This is a genomic window from Telmatospirillum siberiense (assembly GCF_002845745.1).
Classification (GTDB): Bacteria; Pseudomonadota; Alphaproteobacteria; order Rhodospirillales; family Magnetospirillaceae; genus Telmatospirillum; species Telmatospirillum siberiense.
Map to the genome: position 1 here is coordinate 39,626 of NZ_PIUM01000005.1, position 24,713 is coordinate 64,338.

20 protein-coding genes and 1 tRNA gene are annotated in these 24,713 nt (G+C 62.0%); 11 read left to right on the forward strand and 10 right to left on the reverse strand.

What is annotated here, in order from left to right; genetic code table 11:
* Positions 1–6 precede the first annotated feature (6 nt).
* The 4 genes from CWS72_RS06500 to CWS72_RS06515 form a co-directional block, all read right to left on the reverse strand.
* Entirely contained in the window at positions 7–369 is a 363-nt protein-coding gene (locus tag CWS72_RS06500) for a nitrous oxide-stimulated promoter family protein (protein ID WP_241911612.1), read from the reverse strand.
* A 148-nt stretch (positions 370–517) separates the two neighbouring features.
* Positions 518–1,645, reverse strand: coding sequence for an acyltransferase family protein (locus CWS72_RS06505; RefSeq protein WP_158240532.1), 1,128 nt, complete (start codon positions 1,643–1,645; stop codon positions 518–520).
* Positions 1,646–1,788: 143 nt separating this feature from the next.
* A complete protein-coding gene (locus CWS72_RS06510; RefSeq protein ID WP_101249776.1) occupies positions 1,789–1,977 on the reverse strand; it encodes a hypothetical protein in 189 nt (62 codons plus the stop codon).
* A 151-nt stretch (positions 1,978–2,128) separates the two neighbouring features.
* Positions 2,129–2,506 carry a hypothetical protein gene (locus tag CWS72_RS06515; protein WP_146002652.1) on the reverse strand — a complete coding sequence of 126 codons (378 nt, stop codon included), beginning with the start codon at positions 2,504–2,506 and terminating at the stop codon, positions 2,129–2,131.
* A 435-nt stretch (positions 2,507–2,941) separates the two neighbouring features.
* Between CWS72_RS06515 and CWS72_RS06520 the strand changes: the two genes are divergently transcribed.
* The 5 genes from CWS72_RS06520 to CWS72_RS06540 all read left to right on the forward strand — a co-directional run bounded on the left by CWS72_RS06520 (position 2,942) and on the right by CWS72_RS06540 (position 11,047).
* Positions 2,942–3,018: transfer RNA gene (locus tag CWS72_RS06520), tRNA-Arg, on the forward strand.
* Positions 3,019–3,248: 230 nt separating this feature from the next.
* The gene (locus CWS72_RS06525; RefSeq protein WP_101249778.1) at positions 3,249–5,351 is read left to right on the forward strand and encodes a class I SAM-dependent DNA methyltransferase; all 2,103 of its coding nucleotides are present in this window, start codon (positions 3,249–3,251) and stop codon (positions 5,349–5,351) included.
* Positions 5,348–6,565 (forward strand): restriction endonuclease subunit S, encoded by a 1,218-nt coding sequence (locus tag CWS72_RS28050; RefSeq protein ID WP_101249779.1) that lies wholly within the window; start codon positions 5,348–5,350, stop codon positions 6,563–6,565. The genes CWS72_RS06525 and CWS72_RS28050 overlap by 4 nt, the downstream gene beginning before the upstream one ends.
* A gap of 24 nt (positions 6,566–6,589) precedes the next feature.
* Positions 6,590–10,021 (forward strand): type I restriction endonuclease subunit R, encoded by a 3,432-nt coding sequence (locus CWS72_RS06535; protein WP_101249780.1) that lies wholly within the window; start codon positions 6,590–6,592, stop codon positions 10,019–10,021.
* Positions 10,022–10,483: 462 nt separating this feature from the next.
* Positions 10,484–11,047 carry a T4SS efffector SepA family protein gene (locus CWS72_RS06540; protein WP_101249944.1) on the forward strand — a complete coding sequence of 188 codons (564 nt, stop codon included), beginning with the start codon at positions 10,484–10,486 and terminating at the stop codon, positions 11,045–11,047.
* A gap of 77 nt (positions 11,048–11,124) precedes the next feature.
* On the opposite strand, the gene CWS72_RS06545 is transcribed toward CWS72_RS06540, so the two are convergent.
* The 4 genes from CWS72_RS06545 to CWS72_RS06560 form a co-directional block, all read right to left on the reverse strand.
* A complete protein-coding gene (locus CWS72_RS06545) occupies positions 11,125–11,457 on the reverse strand; it encodes a helix-turn-helix domain-containing protein (RefSeq protein WP_146002653.1) in 333 nt (110 codons plus the stop codon).
* A 100-nt stretch (positions 11,458–11,557) separates the two neighbouring features.
* Positions 11,558–11,815, reverse strand: a complete 258-nt coding sequence (locus tag CWS72_RS06550; RefSeq protein ID WP_101249782.1) for a BrnA antitoxin family protein — start codon at positions 11,813–11,815, stop codon at positions 11,558–11,560.
* The gene (locus tag CWS72_RS06555) at positions 11,775–12,053 is read right to left on the reverse strand and encodes a BrnT family toxin (RefSeq protein WP_101249783.1); all 279 of its coding nucleotides are present in this window, start codon (positions 12,051–12,053) and stop codon (positions 11,775–11,777) included. The genes CWS72_RS06550 and CWS72_RS06555 overlap by 41 nt, the downstream gene beginning before the upstream one ends.
* Before the next feature lie 426 nt (positions 12,054–12,479).
* Complete coding sequence (locus CWS72_RS06560; RefSeq protein ID WP_146002654.1) at positions 12,480–14,069, reverse strand: hypothetical protein; 1,590 nt, start codon at positions 14,067–14,069, stop codon at positions 12,480–12,482.
* Between the two features lie 181 nt (positions 14,070–14,250).
* Here CWS72_RS06560 and CWS72_RS06565 point away from each other — a divergent pair, with 181 nt between their 5' ends.
* Complete coding sequence (locus CWS72_RS06565) at positions 14,251–15,096, forward strand: IclR family transcriptional regulator (RefSeq protein WP_101249785.1); 846 nt, start codon at positions 14,251–14,253, stop codon at positions 15,094–15,096.
* Positions 15,097–15,312: 216 nt separating this feature from the next.
* Positions 15,313–16,026, forward strand: a complete 714-nt coding sequence (locus tag CWS72_RS06570) for a FadR/GntR family transcriptional regulator (RefSeq protein WP_101249786.1) — start codon at positions 15,313–15,315, stop codon at positions 16,024–16,026.
* A 362-nt stretch (positions 16,027–16,388) separates the two neighbouring features.
* Here CWS72_RS06570 and CWS72_RS06575 read toward each other — a convergent pair whose 3' ends face one another.
* Positions 16,389–17,387 (reverse strand): sugar kinase, encoded by a 999-nt coding sequence (locus tag CWS72_RS06575; RefSeq protein WP_101249787.1) that lies wholly within the window; start codon positions 17,385–17,387, stop codon positions 16,389–16,391.
* Between the two features lie 531 nt (positions 17,388–17,918).
* Between CWS72_RS06575 and CWS72_RS06580 the strand changes: the two genes are divergently transcribed.
* The 4 genes from CWS72_RS06580 to CWS72_RS06595 all read left to right on the forward strand — a co-directional run bounded on the left by CWS72_RS06580 (position 17,919) and on the right by CWS72_RS06595 (position 23,806).
* The gene (locus tag CWS72_RS06580) at positions 17,919–18,590 is read left to right on the forward strand and encodes a bifunctional 4-hydroxy-2-oxoglutarate aldolase/2-dehydro-3-deoxy-phosphogluconate aldolase (protein WP_101249788.1); all 672 of its coding nucleotides are present in this window, start codon (positions 17,919–17,921) and stop codon (positions 18,588–18,590) included.
* Positions 18,591–19,697, forward strand: a complete 1,107-nt coding sequence (locus tag CWS72_RS06585; protein ID WP_101249789.1) for a sugar kinase — start codon at positions 18,591–18,593, stop codon at positions 19,695–19,697.
* A 225-nt stretch (positions 19,698–19,922) separates the two neighbouring features.
* Positions 19,923–21,446 carry a UxaA family hydrolase gene (locus tag CWS72_RS06590; RefSeq protein ID WP_101249790.1) on the forward strand — a complete coding sequence of 508 codons (1,524 nt, stop codon included), beginning with the start codon at positions 19,923–19,925 and terminating at the stop codon, positions 21,444–21,446.
* Between the two features lie 239 nt (positions 21,447–21,685).
* Positions 21,686–23,806 (forward strand): methyl-accepting chemotaxis protein, encoded by a 2,121-nt coding sequence (locus CWS72_RS06595; RefSeq protein ID WP_146002655.1) that lies wholly within the window; start codon positions 21,686–21,688, stop codon positions 23,804–23,806.
* Here CWS72_RS06595 and CWS72_RS06600 read toward each other — a convergent pair.
* A complete protein-coding gene (locus CWS72_RS06600) occupies positions 23,803–24,681 on the reverse strand; it encodes a DMT family transporter (RefSeq protein WP_101249792.1) in 879 nt (292 codons plus the stop codon). The two genes, CWS72_RS06595 and CWS72_RS06600, sit on opposite strands and share 4 nt — an antisense overlap.
* Between the last annotated feature and the right edge of the window lie 32 nt (positions 24,682–24,713).

Genomic DNA, 24,713 nt, shown 5'->3' on the forward strand with positions numbered 1-24,713 from the left:
GCGGCGCTATTCGCGTTTTTTCAGGGTCGGCGCCGGCTTGCGCCCGTCGATGAGGTGGCGTAGTGCCAGAACGGGGTGGCGCCAGGTCATGCGGGGACCGGCCCAGCGCATCACCTGGCGAACCTGTTCGCGCCTGTCCGGCTTGTAGCAATGCACCCGGCATTTGCCGCAGGCCGGTTTGTCCTCGCCGAAGGGGCAGCGTTGCAGCCGTTGCAGCGCGTAATCGTGCAAGGCCGCGCAGTCGGGGCACAATTCCCCTCCGGCCGCGCGGTGCCGGGCGCGGCAATAAAGGCGCAGCATCGCCACGATGGTCTTGAATTCGCGTCCACGGCGGATGAAGGACGTTCCGCCGGCATGGCCCTGGTCCACGGTCTGGTTTCCTTAATGCTTCCGGTCGGTCAGTCCGGACCGGCGAGCCCAGTCTGGGCGGGCAGGGTGGATCGGTCTTTGACGATGGTCAACACCCCCATCCCTTTCACCGGCCGGAGGCGATGACCGGCGGCCCCCCCCCGCCGCCTCAAAACATCCGCCGCAGCCCCGGCAGGCGGGTCAGGATCGCCGCGCTGACGCCCCAGGACGCCAGATAGGCGAGGAGGACGATGGCGGCGGCCTTCACGGCAAGCGGCAGGGACAGGGGCACGAAGATCAGCGCCAGGGGATAGAGGAACAGCGGATGCAGATAGTAGATGCCGTAGGAATTCCGGGCCCGGCTCCGCCGGAAGAAACGCTCCGGGCCGAGCCGGGCCTGGAACAGGGCGACGCCCGCCATCAGGGATGAGAAGCAGAACAGGTTGAACAGCAGGACCGTCGCGGCGGTGACGGCGATGGCCTGTCCGGTGGCGGGGAAGGCGATGCGACCCGTCAGATAGAGCAGGCCAAAGGCCAGGCACAGGGCCAGCCAGCGGAAGGGCGCCGGCCGATAGCCCTGCCCGGTGAACCAGCCTTGCCGGCAAGCGACGATGCCGAGGATGAAATAGCCGGTGTAAAGCGGAACCCGCGCCGGCTGATAGACCAGCACATAGACATGCGACCATTGGTCGAGTGGGTGATTGACGCCGATGAGCAGCGATCCCGCCGACATCGTCAGGACGAACAGGGCGAAAAGCCGCCACGTCGGCCGCCGTATCTCCGGTTTCCAGGCGGCGAAGCGCCGGCTCAGGGCGAAGGCGAGCGCGGTCAGCAGGAAAAGGAGAAGCAGCACCCCCAGGAACCAATAGACCGATTGCTGGAAGGCCTTGCCCCAGAAATCGGTGCGCCAGAAGGTCGCCAGCGACATGGGCAGATTTCGGGAATAATAGATCATATAGGCGGTGGGCGGCGCCAGCACGAGCGCGCCGAACGCCCAGGGAACGCCGATCCTGACCAGCTTATCCTTCACGAACCGGACCGCCCCGCGTTTCGCCAGGGATGGGAAAGCGAAGTATCCCGCCAGGAAGAACATCGCGGGCATGATCGGAACATCGACCAGCAGCACGAGATAGGTGAAGGCCATGCTTCGGTGGGGATCGAGGACATACCACCACTCGGGCGCATAGGCCATGTAGCAGATCGACCCATGCAGGACGACCACCAGGAAGATGACGAAGACCCGAAGATTGTCCAGCGCCTGGAGCCGCGTGGTTTCGGTTGCCGACGATCCATCCATGTTCAGCCTCCCCCCGGGGGTGCTTTCCCATGGTCCGGGTGGCCCCCGGCTCGCCTTCATTCCGATCAAAGAATCGGCGGGCTCGTTTCCGGCAGGCTACACCCGGCGGGCGTCGAACGCACGTCCTCAGCCGTGCTCCAGGCTCAGTGGCTGGGTTGCCGCGCGCTCCACGAGGCCACGGCCTTCCGGCGGGCCAGGAAAGCGTTGGGGGAATCGACCATGATCACCTCCGCCCCGCTTTTGGCGGCCTCTTCCTCGACGGCGCTCTGCTTGGTCGCGGCAAGTCCGGTGACGCCCTGGGCGCTGATGGCGACGTAATAGTGAAAGGTCATGCTCTGCTCCGTCACATGCGTTGAAACGCGGGATGAGACGATTGGACACCGGCATTGTGGCGCCGGTAGAGAGCAATCATGGCAGAAGCGGGGCGGCTCGCCGGTTAAAGTTCCTTGGCAATCGTAATGACCGCCGGCGTCATATGAACCCTTAGGACAGGCGGGGGAACCAGCCCGCTTTCGACGGACGTCCGCTCCGGGAGGCGATGACCCGTTTCATGGCGGCGGCCATCTCGTCACGCCGCACGGCCTCTGCCGGATCGGGCAAACCCGTTCCCTCCGGCGCTCGTCCGCCGTCTTTCGTCAGACCGTCACCGACGGCGATTCGCCGCCGTTGGTCGGCGTTCCGTTCCAGCATGGTCATCGCATTGCGCAAATGGTCCGTCGACATCTCGCCCAGACGAAGATATCGGCCGTCCCTGGTAACCCATATCCGGTCCGTATCCGCGTGCGGCACGTCCGCCAGACCGGGCAGCATGGGGCCCAGTCCCAGCAAAATGATCGCTATTCGGTCGCCAGGGGTATTCATCGCGCGCGTTATCGGGTTGGTTGGGCCAGCAAGGGCCCATTGCGTAAAGGAAGCTCCGACCGGATGTCAATCCTTTCCCGAGCCCACCGGGACCCTCTGTCGCCCCGGCCAACCCCCGGAAAACCGCCATTTTCCGATCGCCGTCTTGCGGGTATCGCAAGGCCCGGTTGTGACCGCCCGTTCGTGTCATTGGCCGGTGCTCAGCGCATCCGGTCAGCTGAATTCCCCTCCTCTTCGCTAAGGTGTCGTCGGGGAATTTCGCTTATAAGGTGATGGGCCGGAACATTGGATTACCCCAAAAAAAGATTGCAAAAATCGCCAAGGGGTTTCGTCCCTGGATCGGGGGGCCTTAGCCGCCATCTCCCCCTTTGCCTTTCTTGGGCAGATGCGCTATACGGTCCCTTCTACCGCGATTTATCGCGGTTCGTATCCAGTGCACCCGTAGCTCAGCTGGATAGAGCGCTGCCCTCCGAAGGCAGAGGTCATGAGTTCGAATCTCGTCGGGTGCACCAAACTTTTCAAAGACTTATAGAGATGCCGCTGCACAGCCCGATCCGGGCTGGAAGCCACCGGGTAGCCACGGCCGGGCTCCTTGTCGGCTGGAAATTTCTCAACGCTATCCGGTTAACGCTATCCAGTCGGTCGCCAACGCCATGAAAAACTAATACCTTACCAATAGTGCGGGGTGCCAATCCGATGCCCCGGATCTTTAGCGACTGCAAGACGGAAACGAAAAGTAAACATGACCGCTGATCACATGATGGGAATTGAGAAGTTCGAAACCGATCTCTGGAAAATAGCCGACAATCTGCGAGCCAATTCCAATCTGGCGTCGAATGAATATTTCATGCCGATCATGGGCTTGATTTTTCTGCGCCATGCGACAAACCGGTACTACGAGGCCAAAGCGGCGATCGAGGCCGACAAAGCCGCCGGCAAGATGCCGGATCGTCCGTTGGTGGAAGCGGACTTCGCCCGTCGTCGTGCTTTGAATCTGCCGAAAAGCGCCCGTTTCGACGTCATTCTCAAGACTCCGAAGAATGGAAACCTTGGCGCGGCTCTGACATTGGCGATGGAGGCGGTGGAGGTCGCCTTTCCTCCGCTGGCAGGGCAATTGCCGAAGGATTATGAGCGGTTCGAGGGCAGTGTCCTTGAAGAGATGATGCGCATGTTCGATTCGGAAGGCCTGCGCCAGGCTTCGGGCGATGTGTTCGGCCGCATCTACGAATATTTTCTGGCCGAATTCTCCAAGCAGGGCGCGCATGACAACGGCGAGTTCTTCACGCCCCCCTCGATCGTGCAGACCATCGTCAATGTCATCGAACCCGACCACGGGATCATCCTTGATCCGGCCTGCGGTTCCGGCGGGATGTTCGTGCAGTCCAGCCATTTCATCGAGGATGCCGGCCAGGACACCATGAAGCGGGTCACCTTCTATGGCCATGAGAAGAATGACACGACCGCCAAGATCGCCCAAATCAACCTCGCCGTTCACGGCCTGCAAGGCACCATCCGGGCCGGCAACGAAGCCATCACCTATTACAAGGATCCGCACGAACTGGTCGGGAAGTGCGACTTCGTGATGGCCAATCCCCCCTTCAATGTCGACGAAGTCGATGCCGAAAAGGTCAAGGGGGATCCGCGTCTGCCCTTCGGCCTGCCCGGCGTCAACAAGGGAAAAAAGGTCTCGAACGCCAACTATCTTTGGCTTTCCTACTTCTACAGCTATCTGAACGACAACGGCCGCGCCGGTGTGGTGATGTCGTCGCAGTCGTCCAGTGCCGGCCGGGACGAGGCGACGGTACGCCAGAAGCTGGTCGAGACCGGTGCCGTCGATGTGATGATCGATATTCGCGGCAATTTCTTCTATACGCGCACCGTGCCCTGCCAACTTTGGTTCTTCGACCGGGCCAAGGAGCGGGACGAGACGCGCCGCGGCCATGTGCTGATGCTCGATGCGCGTAGCATCTTCCGCAAGGTCTCGCGCGCGGTCTGCGACTTCAGCCCGGAGCAGCAGAAGAACATCGCCGCCATCGTCTGGCTCCATCGCGGCCAGCAGGGCCGTTTCCTGAAGCTAGTCGCCTCCTATCTGGCGCGGGCGATCACCGAGGGCGAGGCGGCGAAGCCGGTACTTACCGCCTACGAGGAATCACTGGGTGCCCTGGTTGACCTGATGGAGCCGTTCGCGAGGACTGAGCGCCAAGACGATCCGCTGGCCGGATCATGGGATGACCTGACCAGCGCCCAGGCAATCCTGACGGCAGACATCGACGCCTTCGTCGGGGAAGTGGCGGCGAGGGCCAAGGACTGGCAGGGTGCCGGACGCGACAATGCGGGTCTGCACGCGGCGCTCAGGGCGTTGCATCCGTTGGCCGAGCGCTGCCGGGATCTGATCAAGCAGATCGATCTAGTGACGAAACTGGCGGCTAGAGTGATCGACATTGCCGTCAAAGACCTTGCTGCGCGGGACTCAGATGACTGGGCCAATGCCGAGGTGAACCGAGCGTGCAAGGCGTTGGACGAGGCGCGGGTAAAAGCTGTCGAAGCGCTGCGGCAGGCCCGTTATTTCGTCAAGCAGGCCGACTGGTTGCAAGAGCGTTTCCCCGACGCTGTGCTTTGCGATGTCGAGGGGCTGGTGAAACGGGTCGATCGGGCGACCATCGCCACTCACGACTGGAGCCTGACCCCCGGCCGTTACGTCGGAGTCTCCCCGGAAGAAGTGGACGAGGACTTCGATTTTGAGGAGACTCTGCGGGCCATCCACATTGACTTGAAGGGGCTCAATGAAGAGGCGACAGAACTGGCGGTACGGATTGCTCGGAACTTCGAGGAGTTGGGGGCGTGACCATCAGACAGCGTCGGCTTGGTGAATTCGGAGAATTCCGCAACGGCCTTAACTATTCCAGCGCCAACTTTGGCAGAGGACTAAAGGTCATTAGCGTTAAAGACTTTGGTGACCGCTGGCGGCCAGATCTCTCGATTCTCGACGAGATAAATCCGTCCGGTCTTCGCGTGGAACAATCGGATCTGCGTGCCGGCGATATCCTTTTTGTTAGATCAAATGGGAACAAAGAGTTGGTTGGTAGATCGATGCTGATAGAAGACGACTTGGATGATGTGTCTTTCTCCGGTTTCTGCATCCGTTTCAGGCCGACCGCCACGAGTTTAAACTCAAAGTTCCTGTCGTCGTATTTTAGAACGCCACTTTTCCGAAGAACCCTGTCGCTTCAAGGGAAGGGAACAAACATAAACAACCTCAACCAAGCGATCTTGGAGAGGATGGTCGTTCCTTGCCCTTCGAAGGCCGTGCAGGAACGTATCGTTGATATTGTCGGCAGCTACGACGACCTGATCGAGAACAACCGGCGACGGATTGCGCTGTTGGAGCAGGCGGCGCGATTGCTCTATCGCGAGTGGTTCGTCCGCTTCCGCTTCCCCGGCCACGAACACGCCAAGATCATCGACGGCATCCCCGAGGGGTGGGAACGGCGGACTCTGGGCGAAGTTGCAGATGTTCGTCTTGGGAAGATGCTCGATGAAAAGAAGAATCGTGGCGAGCTGAGGCCCTACCTTGCAAACGTCAACGTTCGATGGGGCAGGTTCGAGGTCGACAGTCTTCGCAAGATGCGTTTTGAACCCCATGAAGTTAAGAAATACGGGCTTATGCCCGGCGATATCGTAATGTGTGAAGGAGGCGAGCCAGGGCGTTGCGCGATTTGGAAGGATCAGGTCCCCGGAATGATGCTTCAAAAGGCTCTCCATCGTATTCGAGCGCACGAAGGACTCGATCAGCGATTTCTATACCATTGCCTGTCATTCATGGCTAAGTCCGGGCGGTTGGCCGGGCTGTTCACAGGCACAACCATAAAGCACCTTCCGCGCGAAAAGCTCATAACGGTCGCCGTTGTGGCTCCGCCCAAACGGCTTGTTCTGAAATTTGCAGAACAAGCGGCTCCGATGGAGGCACAAATTGGCACACTGGAAGCGGCCAGTAGGCGGGCAGCGGAGGCCCGCGACCTCCTTCTCCCGCGCCTGATGAACGGAGAAATCGCGGTATGACCTCCAAGCCGAAGGACTGACGACATGGCGGCGACCGGCATCAACAGCGAAGATCGCTTGGTGCAGGCGACTTTCGCCGAGCACCTGGAAAAGGTGCTGGGGTGGGAGTCCGTATACGCCTTCAACGACGAGACCTTCGGGCCGGGCGGCACGCTGGGGCGCACCAGCACCAACGAAGCAGTTCTCACCCGCGACCTGCGCGCCGCCTTGGCGCGGCTCAATCCCGATCTGCCGGCCGCCGCCATCGACGAGACCCTGCGGGCACTGACCGTGCAGGATTTCAGCCGCTCGATGGTCCAGCATAACCAGGATTTCTTCCGCCTGATCCGGGGCGGCGTTCCCGTCCATTACCGGGACGCCTTGGGACGCCTGCGTGAGGCCCGCGCCCAGGTGATCGACTTCGACAACCGACCGGGCAGCAACCGTTTCCTCGCCGTCCGCGAATTGAAACTGACTGGCCTGCGCACGCCTAATTATAACCGCCGCGCCGATCTGGTGTGCTTCGTCAACGGCCTGCCGCTGGTCTTCATCGAATTGAAGGCGGTCTACAAGAACATCCGCGCCGGTTTCGACGGCAATCTGCGCGACTATATGGACGAGAACGTCATCGCCCATGCCTTCCACCACAACGCCTTCCTGATTGTCAGCAACGGCGACCACGCCCGCTATGGCTCGATCACCAGCGCGTGGGATCACTTCGCCGAATGGAAGCGTCTGGATGAGACCGACAAGGGCAGCGTCGAGGCGGAGGTGCTGCTCAACGGCATGCTGGCCCAGGACCGGCTGCTCGATATTGTTGAGAATTTCATTCTGTTCGACGAAAGCAAGGCCGGCGCGACGCGCAAGATCGTCGCCCGCAATCATCAGGTGCTTGGCGTCAACCGCGCCGTCGCGTCGGTCGCCCGCCAGGAAGAATTGAAACGCGAATTTCCGGTCGAACGACGGCTTCTGTACCGGATGATCGAATTGCCCCTGGAAAGCCGGGTCGTTGCCAAACAAACGCGCCGGGAGTCCAGCGTGCCGCCGGGACTGAGGGAAGCCGCTACGCCCTTTTTCGTTCCCGAAGGTCCGGTGGAGATCGTCGAGCGGGCGCACCCGGATCTCGGCCGGCTCGGCGTGTTCTGGCACACTCAAGGCAGCGGCAAGTCCTATTCCATGGCGTTCTTCGCCGAGAAAGTGCGCCGGAAAGTGCCGGGAAACTTCACCTTCCTGCTGATGACCGATCGCAACGATCTCGATAGCCAGATTTACAAGACCTTCGTAGGGTGTGGTGTCGCGGATGACCAGACGCCGCGCGCCGAATCCGGGGTTGCCCTCGAACGGCTGCTGAAAGAGAACCATCGCTATATCTTCAGTCTGATCCATAAGTTCAATCAGGATGTGAACCCCAAGAAACCCTACAGCGAGCGTGACGACATCATCGTCATTTCTGACGAGGCGCACCGAACGCAGGCCGGACGACTCGCCCGCAACATGCGGCTCGCTTTGCCGAACGCGGCGTTCATCGGCTTCACCGGGACGCCTTTGTTCAAGCAAGACGAGATCACCAAGCGCATCTTTGGCGATTACGTCTCGTGTTACGATTTCAAGCGGTCGGAGGAGGACGGCGCGACCGTCAAGCTGGTCTACGAGAACCGGGGCGAAAAACTCGGCGTGGCGCGGGCCGATCTGAATGACCGGATCGCGGAAAAGGTCGAACAGGCGGACCTCGACCCCGATCAGGCGGCACTCCTCGAAAAGCTCCTCGGCAAGGACTATGAGGTCATCACCGCCGACGAGCGACTCGACAAGATCGCGGCGGACTTCGTCGAGCACTGCGCTACCCGATGGGAAGCCGGCAAAGCTTTGTTCGTCTGTATCGACAAGATCACCTGCGGCCGGATGCATCAAAGGATTATGCCGCGTTGGCGGGCCAGGGCCGCGCAGGTCCGGACAGAGTCGGAGGCCAAGCGATCGGAGGCGGCGGTCACGACCGACCAATCCGCACGAAATTCCTTGGTCGAGGCGGCCGACAAACTCGCCGCGCAAGCGAACTGGCTTGACGAGACGATCGTCGAAATCATCATTAGCGAGGCGCAGAACGAGGTCGCCGACTTTCGGAAGTGGGATTTCGACATCATTCCGCATCGCGCGTTGATGAAGAAAGGTTTTGAGACCAGTGACGGTCAACGAGTCGATGTCGAAACCGCCTTTAAAAATCCGAAGCATCCTTTCCGCGTGGCGATCGTCTGCGCCATGTGGTTGACCGGTTTCGATGTCGAATGTCTGTCCACCCTCTATATCGACAAGCCGATGAAGGCGCACACGCTGATGCAGGCCATCGCCAGGGCCAACCGGGTTTATCCCGGAAAGGCTTTCGGCCTGATCGTCGATTACAACGGCATGCTGGCGAGCCTGCGGGCCGCGTTGGCGCAATATGCGCTCGGCGACGACGGATCTGGTGAAGAGGAAATCATCGCGCCGATCGAGGAGCGCGTGCAGGCCCTTCTGGAAGCCATCGAGGCGACCGAAGCCCATTTGCGGGGCCTCGGATTTGATCCGGCGACGTTGATCGGTACGACGGGCTTTGCCCGCGTCAAAGGCTTTGCCGATGCCGTCGAGGCGGTCTACACCAACGACGAAGCCAAGCGACGGTTCGAGATCCTGGCACGACAGGTCTTTATCCGCTTCAAGGCCCTGCTGATGGAACCGACCGCGTTCGCTTATGCCGAGCGCCACGACAATATCGAGGCCATCTACAAAAAACTGAGCGAACGGCGCGATACGGCCGACGTGACCGAATTGCTGAAAGAACTGCACCGGATCGTGAACGAGGCGATCCGGACCGAATCGGTCGGCGACGATCAGGCTGAGGGGCTGACCTTTGATCTTAGCCAGATCGACATGGAACGGCTGCGCGACGAGTTCGCCAAGAAAGTCAGGCATAAAGCAACGGTGATTCAGGACATCCGGGATATCGTCGAGGAGAAACTGGCGGCGATGCTGGCACGGAACCCGATGCGCATGGACTATCAGCGCAAATACGAGGACATCGTTGCCGAGTACAACCGCGAGAAGGATCGCACAGCGATCGAAGAGATTTTCCGGCAATTGGTGGAACTTGTAAAAGGTCTCGACGAGGAACAACAGCGGGCAGCACGGGAAGGGCTTCAGGAAGACGAACTCGCCCTGTTTGATTTGCTGCAAAAGGACAGTCTGGATAAAACGGCACGCGAACGGGTGAAGCAGGCCAGCAGGGAATTGCTCGCTGCGATCAAGGCACGTCTGGCCGAATTGGATCACTTCTGGGAGAAAGAGCAAACCAAGGCCGATGTCGAGGTGTTTATCCTCGATGAGGTTTTTGCCAGCCTCCCGACGCCGCCCTTTACCGCGGATGAGAAAAAGCTGGTGGCGAGCAATGTCTATGCCTTCGTTTGGCAGCAAGCCATGAACGGCGAGTTCTCGCGAGCGGCATAGCGCTGAGAGCTCGGGTCAAGAGATCTGGGAATTGGTTGCAATAACCACGGATTCTTTTGATTTCGTGGAGCGTATTTCGGCGTAGATGGAGCGGTGGTCGGTCGGCATGCCCCAGCAAGGCAAGATAAAGGAATAGCGCCAACCGGCGTCTAAGTCTTTGTCTGCGCGTCGTTTTCTATGGAGCCAAGCATTCGTTTTATGGCTCCAATATGACGCCATCTGGGAAAACGCCCAGGCGAAATGCGATTCGGTCGAAAATGACGTCCAATCGAGCGTTGTTCCGAATATGCCGTTGCTTCTCACCGCCGCCGCATGAGAGCTGGCTGCCTCATCCTGGCCCGCACGCCGACGGGGGGCTGTAACCAATGCATCAACTGTCAGGTGATATGTTACATATTTCCTTGAAAATCGATTTCAGAATATGTAACATATCCTCTGTCCGGTCAGATGGAGGAAGCGACGATGCCCGTTGTGAGAGTGAATGATGCGACGTTTGCCGATCTAAGTACCCTCAAGACTTGGTTCGGCACCAAGACGCCTAGCGAGACTATCGACCGCATTGTGCAGGAGGCGATGGAGCAGCTTGGCATGGAGAGAGACGACGAGCCGAAGGAGGGCGTGAGCGTGATCGGCACTGGCGCGATGGAGTTCGATACGGCACCCGGCCTGGCGTTCACGAAACCGCTGTCGGCGTCGATCAACGGCAAGTCGGTCAATAGTCCGCGCTGGTCCTCAATTTTGTTGACGATGATCGCGCAGGTGAAGGCAAAGGGCTTCGAGGGGGACAAGCTGGCCCACGAACTGGGCATCCCCGCAAAGGCCAAGCGGTACGAAGAAGAAGGGTTCACGTATTACCCAGACCTAGGCATTTCGGTACAAGGTCAGTCGGCGTCGGATGCTTGGAAGGAAGTGGATCGTCTCGCGAAGAAGTGGCGCATCCCCGTCATCGTCGAGTTTTGGTGGCGTCAGAACCCTAAAGCGCAACATCCTGGTCGCACTGGGCTACTCAGATCCGGAAATGCATAACCATCACGCCGCCCGCATCCATCCGTGATCGGAAGGCGCGAAGGTGGTTTGTTCATGCTGCTGGTCGTCGAATTCGTTCAACAATTCAAGAATGCGATCCGCCAAGTCGCGGTCATGTTGTTGCAGGGCGAAAACATTCGGATCGCACGGTCGGCCGAAGGGGTGATCGGCTTCTTGCGGTTGGCTTCCATCCGCGTGACCTGTAGGCGTTGCACGCCGATGATCTTGCCCATACCTTCCTGCGACAGATCGAGCATCGATCGGATGAAGCGCAGTTCCTGCCCACAGATCGGATGTGGCGAGGTAATGATCTCGCGCAGCACCAAAGTGTGGAGCCCGTCGGCATCCTGGATGGAAAGGCCCTGGCCGTAGGACGTTTCGTGAACGGTGTAACCCTTGGCCAGCAACACCCAGCCCAGTCCGCATCCCACGTAAGGGGAAAAGGGGCCTGTCGGCGTTCGTCATTGGTCTTTCCACATCACTCTTCCGAAGGCTGTTTTCAGTCGCGGCCTACAGCCCCACCACCTTGCGCAGCGCGTCGTTGATGCGGGTTTGCCAACCGGGGCCGCTCTTACGGAAATGCTCTAGAACCTCCGTATCCAGGCGGATGTTGACGGCCTCCTTCGGGTTCGCCGCTTTCGGCCGACCCCGGCGGATCAGCTTATCGCCGTGGTAAAGATCGGCTCGCTCGAACCATTCCTTGGTCAAATGGGGCGCGTCGTCGGGGTCAACCCATTCTCTCTCGGAACTCGGCTTCTTCGTCGGCATGTCCATACCTCATCGAAATAATGCGCCGGCCGCCGTCGCGGGGCGTCCACACCAACACCACGAAACGGCCGTCCAGCCATCCTGCCGTGATGTACCTCGGTTCGCCATAATCCCGCCGATCATCCAGCTGGGTGAAGTGATCACCGGCGAACAGCTTGCCGGCATCGGCGAAATCCAAACCGCGTGCGGCTAGAGTCACAGCCCGTTTTGGTTCGTCCCAACTCAGACGCAACGTCATATTACTGTATCCACAATAAATATGCCAGCACGCATCAGTTTTGACCCTGTGAGGGTGTCGCCGCGCCATCGCCAACCGCACCGCCCTTCATGGCTTGGGCGATGGTTCCGGCGATGCGGTCGGCCGCCGCCTTGAGCGGATCGGCGGTCAGATGGGCGTAACGGCCCCTGCCGTGTCGGACCGGATATCGTCAATGGCGGAAAGGATATCTCCGATTCGTTCCAATTCACTGCGTGCCATCAGAAGACCCGCACCTGATCGCGCTCGAATTTCCGACGAACCTGCGGGCGGAAGGTTTCGATCTCAGGCCGACAAGCTCGGATCGATCCGTCGAACAATCACGGCCGTGATTGGAATGGAAGCTGTCCCACCCACCAAACTTCCGGGCAAGCCTTTGTCTGGAAGTTATTTTTGAATCCATGGTCCTTACCGCCGGGATTGCCACGCCTCCACCGTCTTCCCCGCGATCTTGGTCATCACCGGAATATCGGCCAGCGGCCGGTCGCCGAGGATCTCGTGAGCGACCAGGGCGAAGTTCATCCAATCCTCCTCGGTCGATTCATCCTGCCGCAAGGTCAGCGCCGTCCATGCCAGCAGTTCGGCCCAACGGGCGCGGCGTGCCGGAAGATATTTATCGAGCAGCAAGGCCACGCGACCTTTCGCCGACATCCGTTTCCCATTCAGCAATTCGGCGATGGCGCCATCGTCCTCGAACCAGGAGTCCATGAACGGAAAATAGTCTTCCCACGCCGCGCTGGCGTTGATCGCCCCGGCGACCATCGCCGGCGTCCGTCGCTCAGCCGGGATGTCGGCCAACAGTCCGGCAAGCAGGCTGTCGAGCGTGATCGCTTCGGGGTTCACGGTGGTCAGCCCGGCCCTTTCGATGACGTCGACCAATCCGAACGGGGGCAGAACGCCGGATTTGCCCGCCTCCGCCAAGGCATGCCCCAGCAGCAGACGAACATGGTCGATATCGCCGTCATAGCAATCGGTCTGGGTTTCCACCTGGAACAGGAACATATCGGCATCGGCCTTGCCGAGGCCCCCGTTGACCCAGGCGTCGCGCACGCCGATACCCCGCTTCAGCAGCAGCGCGGCGACGGCCTGCCGGCGCCCGTCCTTGACCATCAGGAACAGGCTTTGTGCGCCCGAACCGTCGATCGCGGTGGCGAGGACGTCACGCACCAGCGCCGCCGCCGATGGCGCGCAGTCGACGCCATTCTGACGACAGGCGCGGATGACGGCGTCGACCGCCGGGCGTTCGTCGTCGGGCAGCCAGTTTCGGATGGCGATCATCCGGCGCAGCATGGTGGCGGAGACATGGCCGGCGGCGGCGGCCTGTTGCAGCAGGCCGGCGGTGTCGCGCCGCGCCGCCGCGCCCGGATCCAGCAGCCAGCCGATCGCGGCCTCCCGCAGGGACGGGTCCGGGGCGGCCAACAAGGCGGCGACGATACCCGCCCGGTGGCTTTCCGGCAGGGCCGAGGTCTGTTCGGCCAGTTCGGCATACAGGGCGAAGACGTCGCCACCGCATGCCCGCGCCATATCCGCCAGGACCTCGCCGATTTCGACCGCGCCGGGCAGAGCGGAAACCTGCTCCTGGTCGAGCAGGCCGGCCATCACCTCCTGAAGGTCGTCGCCCAGTTCCAGTTTGGCGCCGGTGAACTGGCGAAGCATCAAAAGCAATATGTCGGTGTCCAGTTTGCCCTCAAGCGCCAGCGACCGCACATGCGCCCGGGCCGCCGATACGGCTTCAACCGCTTCGGTCGCGTTGCTTTCGACGCCATAGCGCAGGACCTCCAGGGACTGGCCGAGCATGAAGGCGAAGGCGTCGAGCAAGGCCTGGTTCGGCCGCTTTTTCCTCGCCTCCTTTGCCATGAGGTCAAGCAGGTCGAGGATGGAGCCCGGCGCGGACGCCAACGCCTCGCCGATATTCCGGAGTTCCCCGCCCACATGTCCCTCGCTCAAGTCGTCTGCGAGCAGTTTGGCAAGCTGCGTCAGAGCGGTGCGCGGTATCATGGGAAATATCCCCTGGCTATGATGGGCGAAAAAATTCGACGGCATGGTAGCCGATGCGGGCGCGGGTCGCGATAGCGTTTCCGATCCCCCGCCCGCCGGCTTGACACCCATCCCATATGTTGGGAGCATCGCTTGGCCGCCCGGTGCGGCACGGGACGGGGGATCTGGAAGGGAATCTGGAATGACCAAGACGGTGCCGGCGGAATCGCCAGCGGGAACGCAGACTCTGCTGCGGGGGTTGGCGGTGATCGACGCGGTGGCGAAAGGGGCGCGGAGCCTGCCGGCCATCGGAACGGCCATCGGCTGCACGCGCAGCACCACCCACCGGCTGGCCGCCGCCCTGGTGCATGAGGGCTTTCTGAAGCAGATCGGCGGAGAGGGCTATGTTCTGGGCTCGCGCCTGATCGCGCTGGGCTATCAGGCCCGCGACCAGTTGCCGCTCGCCGCCATCGCCCGTCCCGCCCTCGAGGGATTGGCGGAGGAGACGCAGGATACCGTGCATCTCGGCGTGGTCGAAGGCGACGAGGTGTTCTATCTCGATAAATTGCCGGGCAACCGTGGCCTGCAGATGCGTTCCCGCATCGGCTATCGGATGCCGCTCGCCTTCACCGGCATCGGCAAGGCCCTGATGCTCGATATGGACGCGGACGATTGGCGCCGGCTCTACGAGACGGGATTGCGATGGCACGCCCAGGCCGGCAGCGGACCGGCGACGGTGCCGCCCCTCGACGACTATCTGACTCGCCTGAAGGATTATGCCGCCGCCGGGGCCGCTTTCGATCTCGAGGAGAATGAGGTGGGCATCCGCTGCGTGGCGGCTCCCGTTCGCGACGCGGGCGGCGCCATCGTCGCCGCCATCAGCGTGGCCAGCGCCGTGCCCTATATGCCGCTGGAGCGCCTGCCCCGGCTGCGGCCACGGGTTCTTGCCACGGCGGCGGCGATTTCCCATGAATTGGGCTGGCATTCCCCTGGGGATTTGGCGTTCCCCCGGGGTGACGAGCTGGTCTTGCAGGGGAAAGTGTCGTAAGCGTCGTCTCCGCATCTATTTTGAAGCGGGGGCGTTGGTAATTCGGTACAATCTTCGCGATATCAATGTTTCCCCTGTCCAGCATTGTCGGCGATCCGACATTGCATTTAATCTTCGCTTTTTGTTCGTTATTTGTTCTGGTCACCGTATTGACATCAAGCGCAGGACCCCGTAATTATGAGGGGATCGTTCCCCCGAGAACCAAAGTAGAATTTTATGCCATTCCAACCCGTTGACACCCAGCGGCTGTATCAGCAAGTGGCCGACCAGATCAGTGAGCTGATACGCGTCAGGGAATTTCCGGTCGGGCATCGCCTGTTGCCGGAGCGTGATTTGGCGAAGGCGCTCGGGGTCAGCCGTCCGGTGGTCCGCGAAGCGATGATCGCGTTGGAAATCGCCGGTCTGGTCGAGGTGCGGACCGGCTCGGGGACCTATGTCAAGGCGCGCGCCCATTCGTCGGCGACGCGCCCCCTGCCGATCATTCTCGACGATGTGGGGCCCAGCCCGTTCGACATCATTTCGGCCCGCGTTCTTCTGGAAGGCGAAGTGGCCTTCCTGGCGGCGAAAGAGGCGACGGACGAGGACTTGAAGGAAATCGCCACCATCCATCGGGAAATGTCCCGGCAGATGGCGGCCGGAGAGGCGACACAGGATCTGGATCGCCAGTTCCACGAGCGGATCGCGCGGGCCACCCACAACACGGTGCTGCCCACACTGGTCGAAGGCTTGTGGACCAATCAGTTCGCTCCGGTCTTTTCCGTCTTGAGCCAAAGGACCGGCCTGTCGGAGAACCGGGCCGCCACCCTGGCCTCCCACGGACGGATCGCCGAAGCGCTGATGCAGCGCGATCCGGCCAGCGCCCGCGCCGCCATGCACGCCCATCTCGAGCAGGTGCTGGCCGTGCTGATGCGCGACGACGAGACGACCTGACCCCTTAATACCAACTCTCGGTGATCGGACCCGATCACCGAGCCCTCAATCGCCGGGCGGGTTTCTCCGAAACCCTTGGCTTCGCGCCAACGATGGCGCGGGCCCTCAATGGGCCAGACCAAGTCTCGATGAGTCATTCTCATCGAGACTTGGTATAAGAGCCTGTCGTCAGTGAGCGGGATGTCGTGCTGATGGCCCCAAAACCGTCATGGCCGTGCTCGACACGGCCATCCACGTGGTGGGAGCGAACGACGGTGACTTGTTCGGGGGCGTGGATGCCCGGCTCAAGGCCGGGCACGACGTCTTTTGATTGAATCGCGAAACCAAAATACCGGAAGTGCGGTAACTGCTGACGACAGGCTCTAGGCCAGGCACCCCATCAGATCGCCCATGGCGTCGCGGGGGATGATGGCGCCGCGGTGGCGGATGACCGTCGCCGCCAGCCGTCCGCCGATGCGGGCGGCCTCTTCGGGAGTCCGCCCGGCCAGGCGACCGCTCAGATAGCCGGCGTTGAAGCTGTCGCCCGCGCCGGTGGTGTCGACGGGCGTGACCTGTTCGCCGACCGGCACGTGAACGCGCAGATCCCCTTGCGAGATATAGCAGCCTTCGGCGCCATGCTTGACCAGCACCTCTTCGACACCCAGGCCGTGCATGCGGTTGGCGACCGCCTCGCAGCTTTTGTCGCCGAACAGCAATTCCTCGTCGTCGGCGGAGGGCAGGGCCAGGTCGACGAAGGCCAGGAAGCGCGAAACCACCCGGCGGGCGACGTCGGCCGATGGCCACAGGGAGGGGCGGTAGTTTCCGTCGAAGACGATGCGGGTGCCGCCCCGGCGCAATTTCTCAAGGGCTTCAGCCAAGCGGTCACGGGCGGGATAGGACAGGATCGACAGGGTGATGCCGGAGAAATGCACCATGTCGGCGTCGGCCAGATGGTCGAGAAGATCGACGGTTTCCGGCAGATCGAAGAGGGAGCGGGCCGGGGCCGCCGACCGGTAGTAATAAAAGCTGCGTTCGCCCCGCTCATCGGTGCGGATGAGATAGAGGCCGGGCAACTGGCCGGGAAGGCGGGCCACCCAGTCGGTGCCGATACCCTCCTGGCGCCAGAAGGCCAGCATGGCGTCGCTATAGGGATCATCGCCCAGCGCCGTCACATAGTCGACCGCCAGGGCCGGTCCGTTGAGACGCGCCAGATAGACGGCGGTATTCAATGTGTCGCCGGCATAAGCCATCGTCATGGTGCCGCTGCCGCGATCGGCCATCTCGATCATGCATTCGCCGATGGAGACGATTCGGCGCGGCCGATCCGGCGCGGTGCTGACGGGAGCGGGCGCCGCTGGAGTCAATTCTATTCCGGTGGTCATCTGTTCCTTACCTCGGCCAAATGCGTGTGCGACCCTGCCGCCGACCTTATCAAAGCCTGGAAACATCACCAACACGAGGTCGTCCGATGCCTGTTTTATCGACTTTTATCGACGGCCTGGCGGCATCGGGCCCGTGGTGGTTGACAGAGCCAAAATGCTGTGACACCAATTGGTCGGACCACTTGACCATTTAACGTTTCCTGTCGGATGTCAAGATGTCGCTTGATGACCGTCTCGTGGCGGCTTGTCCAGACGCCGTGCGCGTCGTCCGACCGAGGAGCAGAGAAGTCTTGGCGCTATTTTCCAAAGGGCGCGTCGTCCGACGCGGTGACAAGGCCGCATCGGCGTTGCCCTTCCCCGCTGGCGGGCATCGGCGGCTTTGGCGGGTCTTACGTCCCGTTGATCGGGTCAGGCCTTCATTTTTGGTGGGCTTCGACGCGGCGTGGAGTTATGCCTATGGGGCGGGGCCGGGCGTGGAGGAGGGTGGTCCTGTGCTGATTCCAAAAATTGAAGATTGAGGAGTTTAAGGAAATGGCAGTCGACCGCATGACGGTATTGTCTGCGATGATGGACCAGGGTGTGATCCCTGTGTTCTATCACCCCGACGTCGAGGTTTGCAAAAAGGTCATCCAGGCCTGCGCCAACGGTGGCGCCAAATGCATCGAATTCACCAACCGGGGTGATTTCGCCCCCCACGTCTTCCTTGACGTCACCCGGCATTTCGCCAAGGCGGACCCATCCGTGATCATGGGCGTCGGCTCCATCGTCGATGCGCCCACCGCGGGCATCTACATCGCCAACGGCGCCAAGTTCGTCGTTGGCCCGCTGCTGAACGCGGACGTCGCCAAGGTCTGTAACCGCCGCAAGATCGCCTACAGCCCGGGCTGCGGTTCGGCCTCCGAGATCAATTACGCGGAAGAGCTCGGCTGCGAAATCGTCAAGGTGTTCCCCGGCAGCTCGGTGGGTGGCCCGGACTTCGTGAAGTCGGTGCTCGGCCCCTGCCCCTGGACCCGTATCATGCCGACGGGCGGTGTCGACTGCACCGAGGAATCCCTCACCAAATGGTTCAAGGCCGGTGTCGTGTGCGTCGGCATGGGCAGCAACCTGGTCACCAAGCAACTGCTCGACGCCCAGGATTATGCCGGCATCGAGAAGAAGGTGCGCGAGACCATCGCGCTCATCCGTACCATTCGGGGGAAGTAAATGGCTGACGATATTCTGAAAATCCGTTCCGCGGCGGAGACCAAGTGGGATTGCGCCTCCTTCGGCGAGGTGATGCTCCGCTTCGACCCCGGCTTCGGCCGCGTGCGCAATGCCCGCAGCTTCCAGGTCTGGGAAGGCGGCGGCGAATACAACGTCGCGCGCGCCATGCGCAAATGCTGGGGCAAGCGCTCCACCGTGGTCACCGCGCTTCCGCAGAACGATCTGGGCTGGCTGGTCCAGGACCTGATCTGGCAGGGCGGCGTCGATACCTCGCATCTGATTTGGCGCGACTTCGACGGCCTGGGGCGGAACACCCGCGTCGGCCTCAACTTCACCGAAAAGGGCTTCGGCGTCCGTGCCGCGCTCGGCTGCTCCGACCGTGGCCATTCCGCCGCCTCGCAGATCAAGCCCGGCGAAGTGAACTGGGAAAAGCTGTTCGGTGAGGAAGGCGTCCGCTGGTTCCACACCGGGGGCATCTTCGCCGCTCTCGCCACCAACACCGCCGAGGCGGTGATCGAGGCGGTCGAGGTCGCCCACAAATACGGCACCATCGTTTCCTACGACCTGAACTACCGCGCCTCCCTGTGGAAGAGCCAGGGCGGCAAGGAAGGGGCGCAGAAGGTCAACCGCACCATCGCCAAGCATGTCGACGTGATGATCGGCAACGAGGAAGACTTCACCGCCTGCCTCGGCTTCGAGGTCGAAGGTCTCGACGAGCATATTTCGAAGATCGATCCCGCCAACTTCAAGAAGATGATCGCCAAGGCGGTCACCGAGTTCCCGAACTTCAAGGTGGCGGCGACGACCCTTCGGAACGCCAAGACGGCAAGCGTCAACGACTGGGGCGCGGTGATCTATGCCGGCGGCCAGTTCTACGAGGCGCCGATGCGCGAGAACCTCGAGATCTATGACCGCGTCGGCGGTGGCGACGGGTTCGCCTCCGGTCTGGCTTACGGCTTCCTCGAAGGCAAGGGTCCGCAGGCCGCCGTCGAATATGGCGCGGCGCATGGCGCATTGGCCATGACCACGCCGGGCGACACCTCGATGGTCAACGTCAAGGAAGTGGAAGCGATCATGAAGGGCAAGGGCGCCCGCGTGATCCGCTGATCCAAAGTCTCCGGCCGGCCGCCTTCGGGCCGCGCCGGCCGGAGATCTTTTCGCCTTCGATGGAAGGCGCCGGGTTCGCCCGGTTACAAAATTTCTATTGTATCGATTGCCGCTGCGTCATATTGGTCTGACCACTTGACCAGGGCAATCCCATGACCCATTCTATGGAAACGGCGCGGATTCCGCGCATTCAGTGAATTTTCGACCAGCAAAGGACAGGTTTAGATGGCGTCACTTTTCATTCGGCTGCATCCCAATGACAGCGTGGTCGTCGCGATCGAGGATCTGTCACCGGGGACCGTGCTTCCCGGAACCGACGTCACCTGCAAGGATTCCATCCCGATCGGCCACAAGGTCGCCGTCCAGGCCATCGCCGCCGGACAGCCGGTGCGCAAGTTCGATCAGATCATCGGTTTCGCCACCCAGGCCATCGCTCCCGGCGAGCATGTGCACGTGCATAACATGGGCATGGGTGAGACTTTCGACCGCGCCTTCGAGGTGGGATCCGACGCCAAGCCGACGGCCCTGCTGCCGGAAGCCGAGCGGGCGACGTTCCAGGGGATCGTTCGGTCCGACGGCCGCGTGGCGACCCGCAACTATATCGGCGTGCTGACCACGGTGAACTGTTCGGCCACCGCCGCCCGGCTGGTCGTTGAGCAGTTCCGCGGTTCCGCCCTGGCCGACTATCCCAATGTCGACGGCGTGGTTGCGCTGACCCACGGTCTGGGTTGTGGCGGCATCCAGGAAGGCGACGGCATGGACATTCTGCGCCGTACCATCGGCGGCTATGCGCGGCACCCCAATTTCGCCGCCGTCGTCGTACTCGGCCTGGGTTGCGAAAACAACCAGTTCTCCCGCCTGGCGGAAGTCGAACATCTGGAGGTCGGTGAGTTCCTGCAGCCGCTGATCATTCAGGACATGGGCGGCACCAAGGCCACCGTCGAGGCGGCCGTGGCGAAGATCAAGGCGATCCTGCCGAAGGTCAACGACGTGCGTCGCCAGACCGTTTCGGCCAGCCATATCACCGTCGGGCTGCAATGCGGCGGTTCGGACGGCTATTCGGGCATCACCGCGAACCCCGCGCTGGGCGCCGCGGTCGATCTTCTGGTCAGGAACGGCGGGACCGCCATCCTGAGCGAAACCCCGGAAATCTACGGGGCCGAGCATCTGCTGGCGCGCCGCGCCGTCAGCCCGGACATCGCCGCCAAGCTGGTCGAGCGGATCAAATGGTGGGAAGCCTATACGGCGCGCACCGGTGATGAGATGAACAACAATCCCTCGCCGGGCAACAAGAAGGGCGGCCTTACCACCATTCTTGAAAAATCCCTGGGCGCCGTGGCCAAGGCCGGCACCACCAATCTGGTGGAGGTGGTGAAATACGCCGAGCCGATTCCCGCCCATGGCCTGGTGTTCATGGACAGCCCCGGCTACGACCCGGTGTCGGCCACCGGTCAGGTGGCCAGCGGCGCCAATATCATCTGCTTCACCACCGGACGCGGATCGGTTTACGGTTGTAAGCCGGCTCCCAGCCTCAAGCTGGCCACCAACACGCCGCTCTATAATCGTATGCGCGACGATATGGACATCAATTGCGGTCCGATCGCGACGGGCGAAGCCTCCATCGAGGAGAGCGGCCGCGCCATTTTCGAGGCGATTCTGGCCACGGCTTCGGGACGGCAGACGAAAAGCGAGGAATTGGGCGTCGGCGCGGACGAATTCGCACCGTGGCAAATCGGCGCCGTCATGTAACCAGATCCAACCATCGATCTTCAAGAAACCGTCCGACGCCGGGATCCGTTCCCGCGTCGGACGCAAGGGGCAGCCCTGGATCCAGGGTTTTTATTCTCAGCAGCCCCGAATTTGCGCTACCATCGGTTCAAAGTGCCGATGCTAGACAGTACAGGAGAGAATTTCGCTCCGACCAATTCCAATACCAAAAATAAAACTTCGATAAAGGCAGGCGTTAAGCCAGGCCAAAGGGGGCGACCGTGCGTTTTGCTTTTCTCCAGCCGATCCAGGTGCGCCTGTGGTTGGCGTTTTTAGCGGTGGCGGCGGTCAGCGTCGTTGGCGCGGTAACGTCATTGGTGTCCGATAGCCTGTTGTCCGGCACCATTCAGCGATTTGGATCGGGAACGCTGCCGCAAATGGTGGCGGCGCAAAGCCTGCTCGACGCGAAAAGCGCCCTGATCGAAGAGACCAGGGCCCTTGCCAAGACGGAAGAAGCCGGAGATCTCGACAAACGCAAGGCGGCGGCGCGCGGTCAGCTGACGAAGCTGCGCAGTCTGTCGTCCGAACGCCTGCCGGCTCTCGGGGCGAGCGAGGTGGCGAGCGAACTGCGCCCGCTGATCGATCGTTTCGAAGCCAGCCTGACCGCCGTGGACAAGGCCACCGGCCATCGGCTGGAGGCCCGGACCCGGCGTGACGAACTGGTCGAGAATATGGACAGCGCCAGTCGCGCCGCCCGTTCCCTGGCCGAGCCGCTGGCCCGGGCCCTGCGCGAGCAACTGGCCGGGCGGATCGGTTCCCTGGCGGCGGCCGGCGACATGCGACGTCTCCAGGATATCGACAAGAACGAGGTCGCCTGGCTGATCAACGTGCAACGGTTGCGGACGGAAGCGGAAAATCTGCGCAGCATGCTGACGGCGGCGGCGGGAGCCCAGGACGACGCGACCTTGCGCGGCGTCGAAGCGCAGATCGCCATGGCGACACCGCGTCTGCGCGAGCCTAGCGGATTGCCCGAGACGCCGTTCACCTCGGGCTTCGAGGCCTCGATGGAGGCTTTGGTGGGATATACCGCGCCGCCTGACAGCATCGTCGAGGCGCGGGCGGCGGAACTGGCCGCCCAGCATGACATCGACGCCGCGCTGACCGCCAATACCCAGGCCGGCGACCAGCTCAGCAAGGCTCTCGGACAGTTCGCCGAAACCCGTTCGGCGGCCACCGGGCAGGCGATAGACAATACCGTCGGCGAGATCCGCGCGGCGATGAGCGTACAGGCCATCCTGGCCTTCCTGGCGTTGGCCACCGCGGCGTTGATCGGCTGGTTCTACGTGCGCGGCAATCTGGTCCGGCGGATCCTGCATCTGCGCGATGCCATGCGGGCGATTTCCGGCGGCGATCTGGAATATCGCGTCGCTGTGAAAGGCCAGGACGAATTGGCCTCGATGGCCGAGGCGCTGGCGATTTTCCGCGACAACGCCCGCAAGATCGCGCAATTGCAGCAACAGCAGGAGGAAGCCCGGCAGGCCGCCGAGCGGGAACGCCGCCAGGCGCTTCTCTCGATGGCCGACGCGCTGGAATCGGGGGCGGGCCGGTTGCTGTCGCAGGTTGCCGAGGCGGCGGCCCAATTGGATGGCTCGGCGGGCGACATGTCGCGCAATGCCGAGGCGGCCAGCCGCGAAGCCGATTCCGTGGCCGGGGCGACCAATCAGGCGGCGATCAAGGTCGATTCCGCGGCCGGTGCGGCCCAGGAGATGGCGGCCTGCATCCAGGAGATCGCCCGCCATGTCGCCGGATCGACCTCGGCTTCCGGCAGTGCCCGGGACGAGGCCGGCACCGCGCAGCATAAGGTCGGCCGCTTGAAGGAGGCCGCCGAGAAAATCGGCGACATCGTCCAGTTGATCCGCGGAATCGCCGCCAAGACCCATCTCCTGGCGCTGAACGCCACCATCGAGGCGGCCCGGGCCGGAGAGGCGGGGAAAGGCTTCGTCATCGTCGCCGGCGAGGTGAACAACCTCGCCAATCAAACGGCGTCGGCCACCGAGGAAATCGAGCGCCAGGTCGGGGCCATCCAGATCGCCACCGGCGATTCGGTGCAATCGATCGAAACCATCCTGAAAGCGGTCGAGCATGTCAACGAACTCAATATGTCGGCATCCGGTTCATTGGAACAGCAGTCCGCCGCCACCCAGGAGATCGCGCGCAGCATGACGGAAATGGCCGAACTGATTTCGGCCGTGCATAGCGGAATGGACACGGTCAATCACAGCACGCACGCCAACGAGACGACGGCGGTCACCTTAAGGACCGCCGCGGCCCGTCTGTCGGCCGACACGGAAGCGCTGGGAACGGAAGTGAACCGTTTTCTCGGTCAGATCCGTAACGGTTAAGTCCGAGCGGAGGGTGATGGTTTTCCGGCATCGGGCCGGCGCAGAACGATGGTTGCGACGCCGGCGATGGTTGCGACGCTGCCCAGCAGCGTCCGCAGGTTCAATGTCTCTCCCAGCATCAGGATGCCGGAAACGACGCCGAAGACCGGCACCAGCAGGGTGAACGGCATGACCTGATTAACGGGATAGCGGCGGATCAGGGGGTACCACAAATAATAGGTCCCGATGGAAACGACGAGGACCGTGTAACAGAGCGAACTCCACCCTCGCCAGGTGGAATTGGCCAGGGCTTGCCATTGCCCGCTTTCCAGACAGAAGGAGGCCAGCAGCATCTGCGGCGCGGTGAACAGGGCGATCCAGCCCGAGAGGGCGAAGCTGTTGATGGGGCCCAGGGCCTTGATCTGGATATTGCCGAAGGCGGCCGCCAGCGCCGAACCGAGGATGCAGGCCACCCAGATGAAGTTGCCGCCGATGCGCGGCTCGCCGACGATCAGAATGATGCCGAGAAAAGACAGGGCCAGCCCGGCGAGACGCCGCCAACCGAAGCGGTCGTTGTAGAAATAGGCGGCCAGGATGGCGGCGAAGGGAACCTGCGCCTGGCCGATGATCGCGGCGGTACTGGCGTCGAGGTGGGCGACGCCGGCATACATCAAGCCGAAGTTCAGCGTGCCGAAGGTGAGGGAAAGGCCGAAAACGGGAAGAAGCTGCTTGCGTGATATCCGGAAAAACGGGCAAAGCAGGGCGGCGACGATGGCGAAGCGCATTCCCATGAGCAGGAGGGTGGGGAATTCCTTGAGGCCGAATTTCAGGACGGCCCAGTGGAATCCCCATAGCACCTGGACGAGCAGCAGGCCAAGAAGATCAAAAAAACGCATGTCGCTCGGAATCCGGGAGGCGATAAGGATGA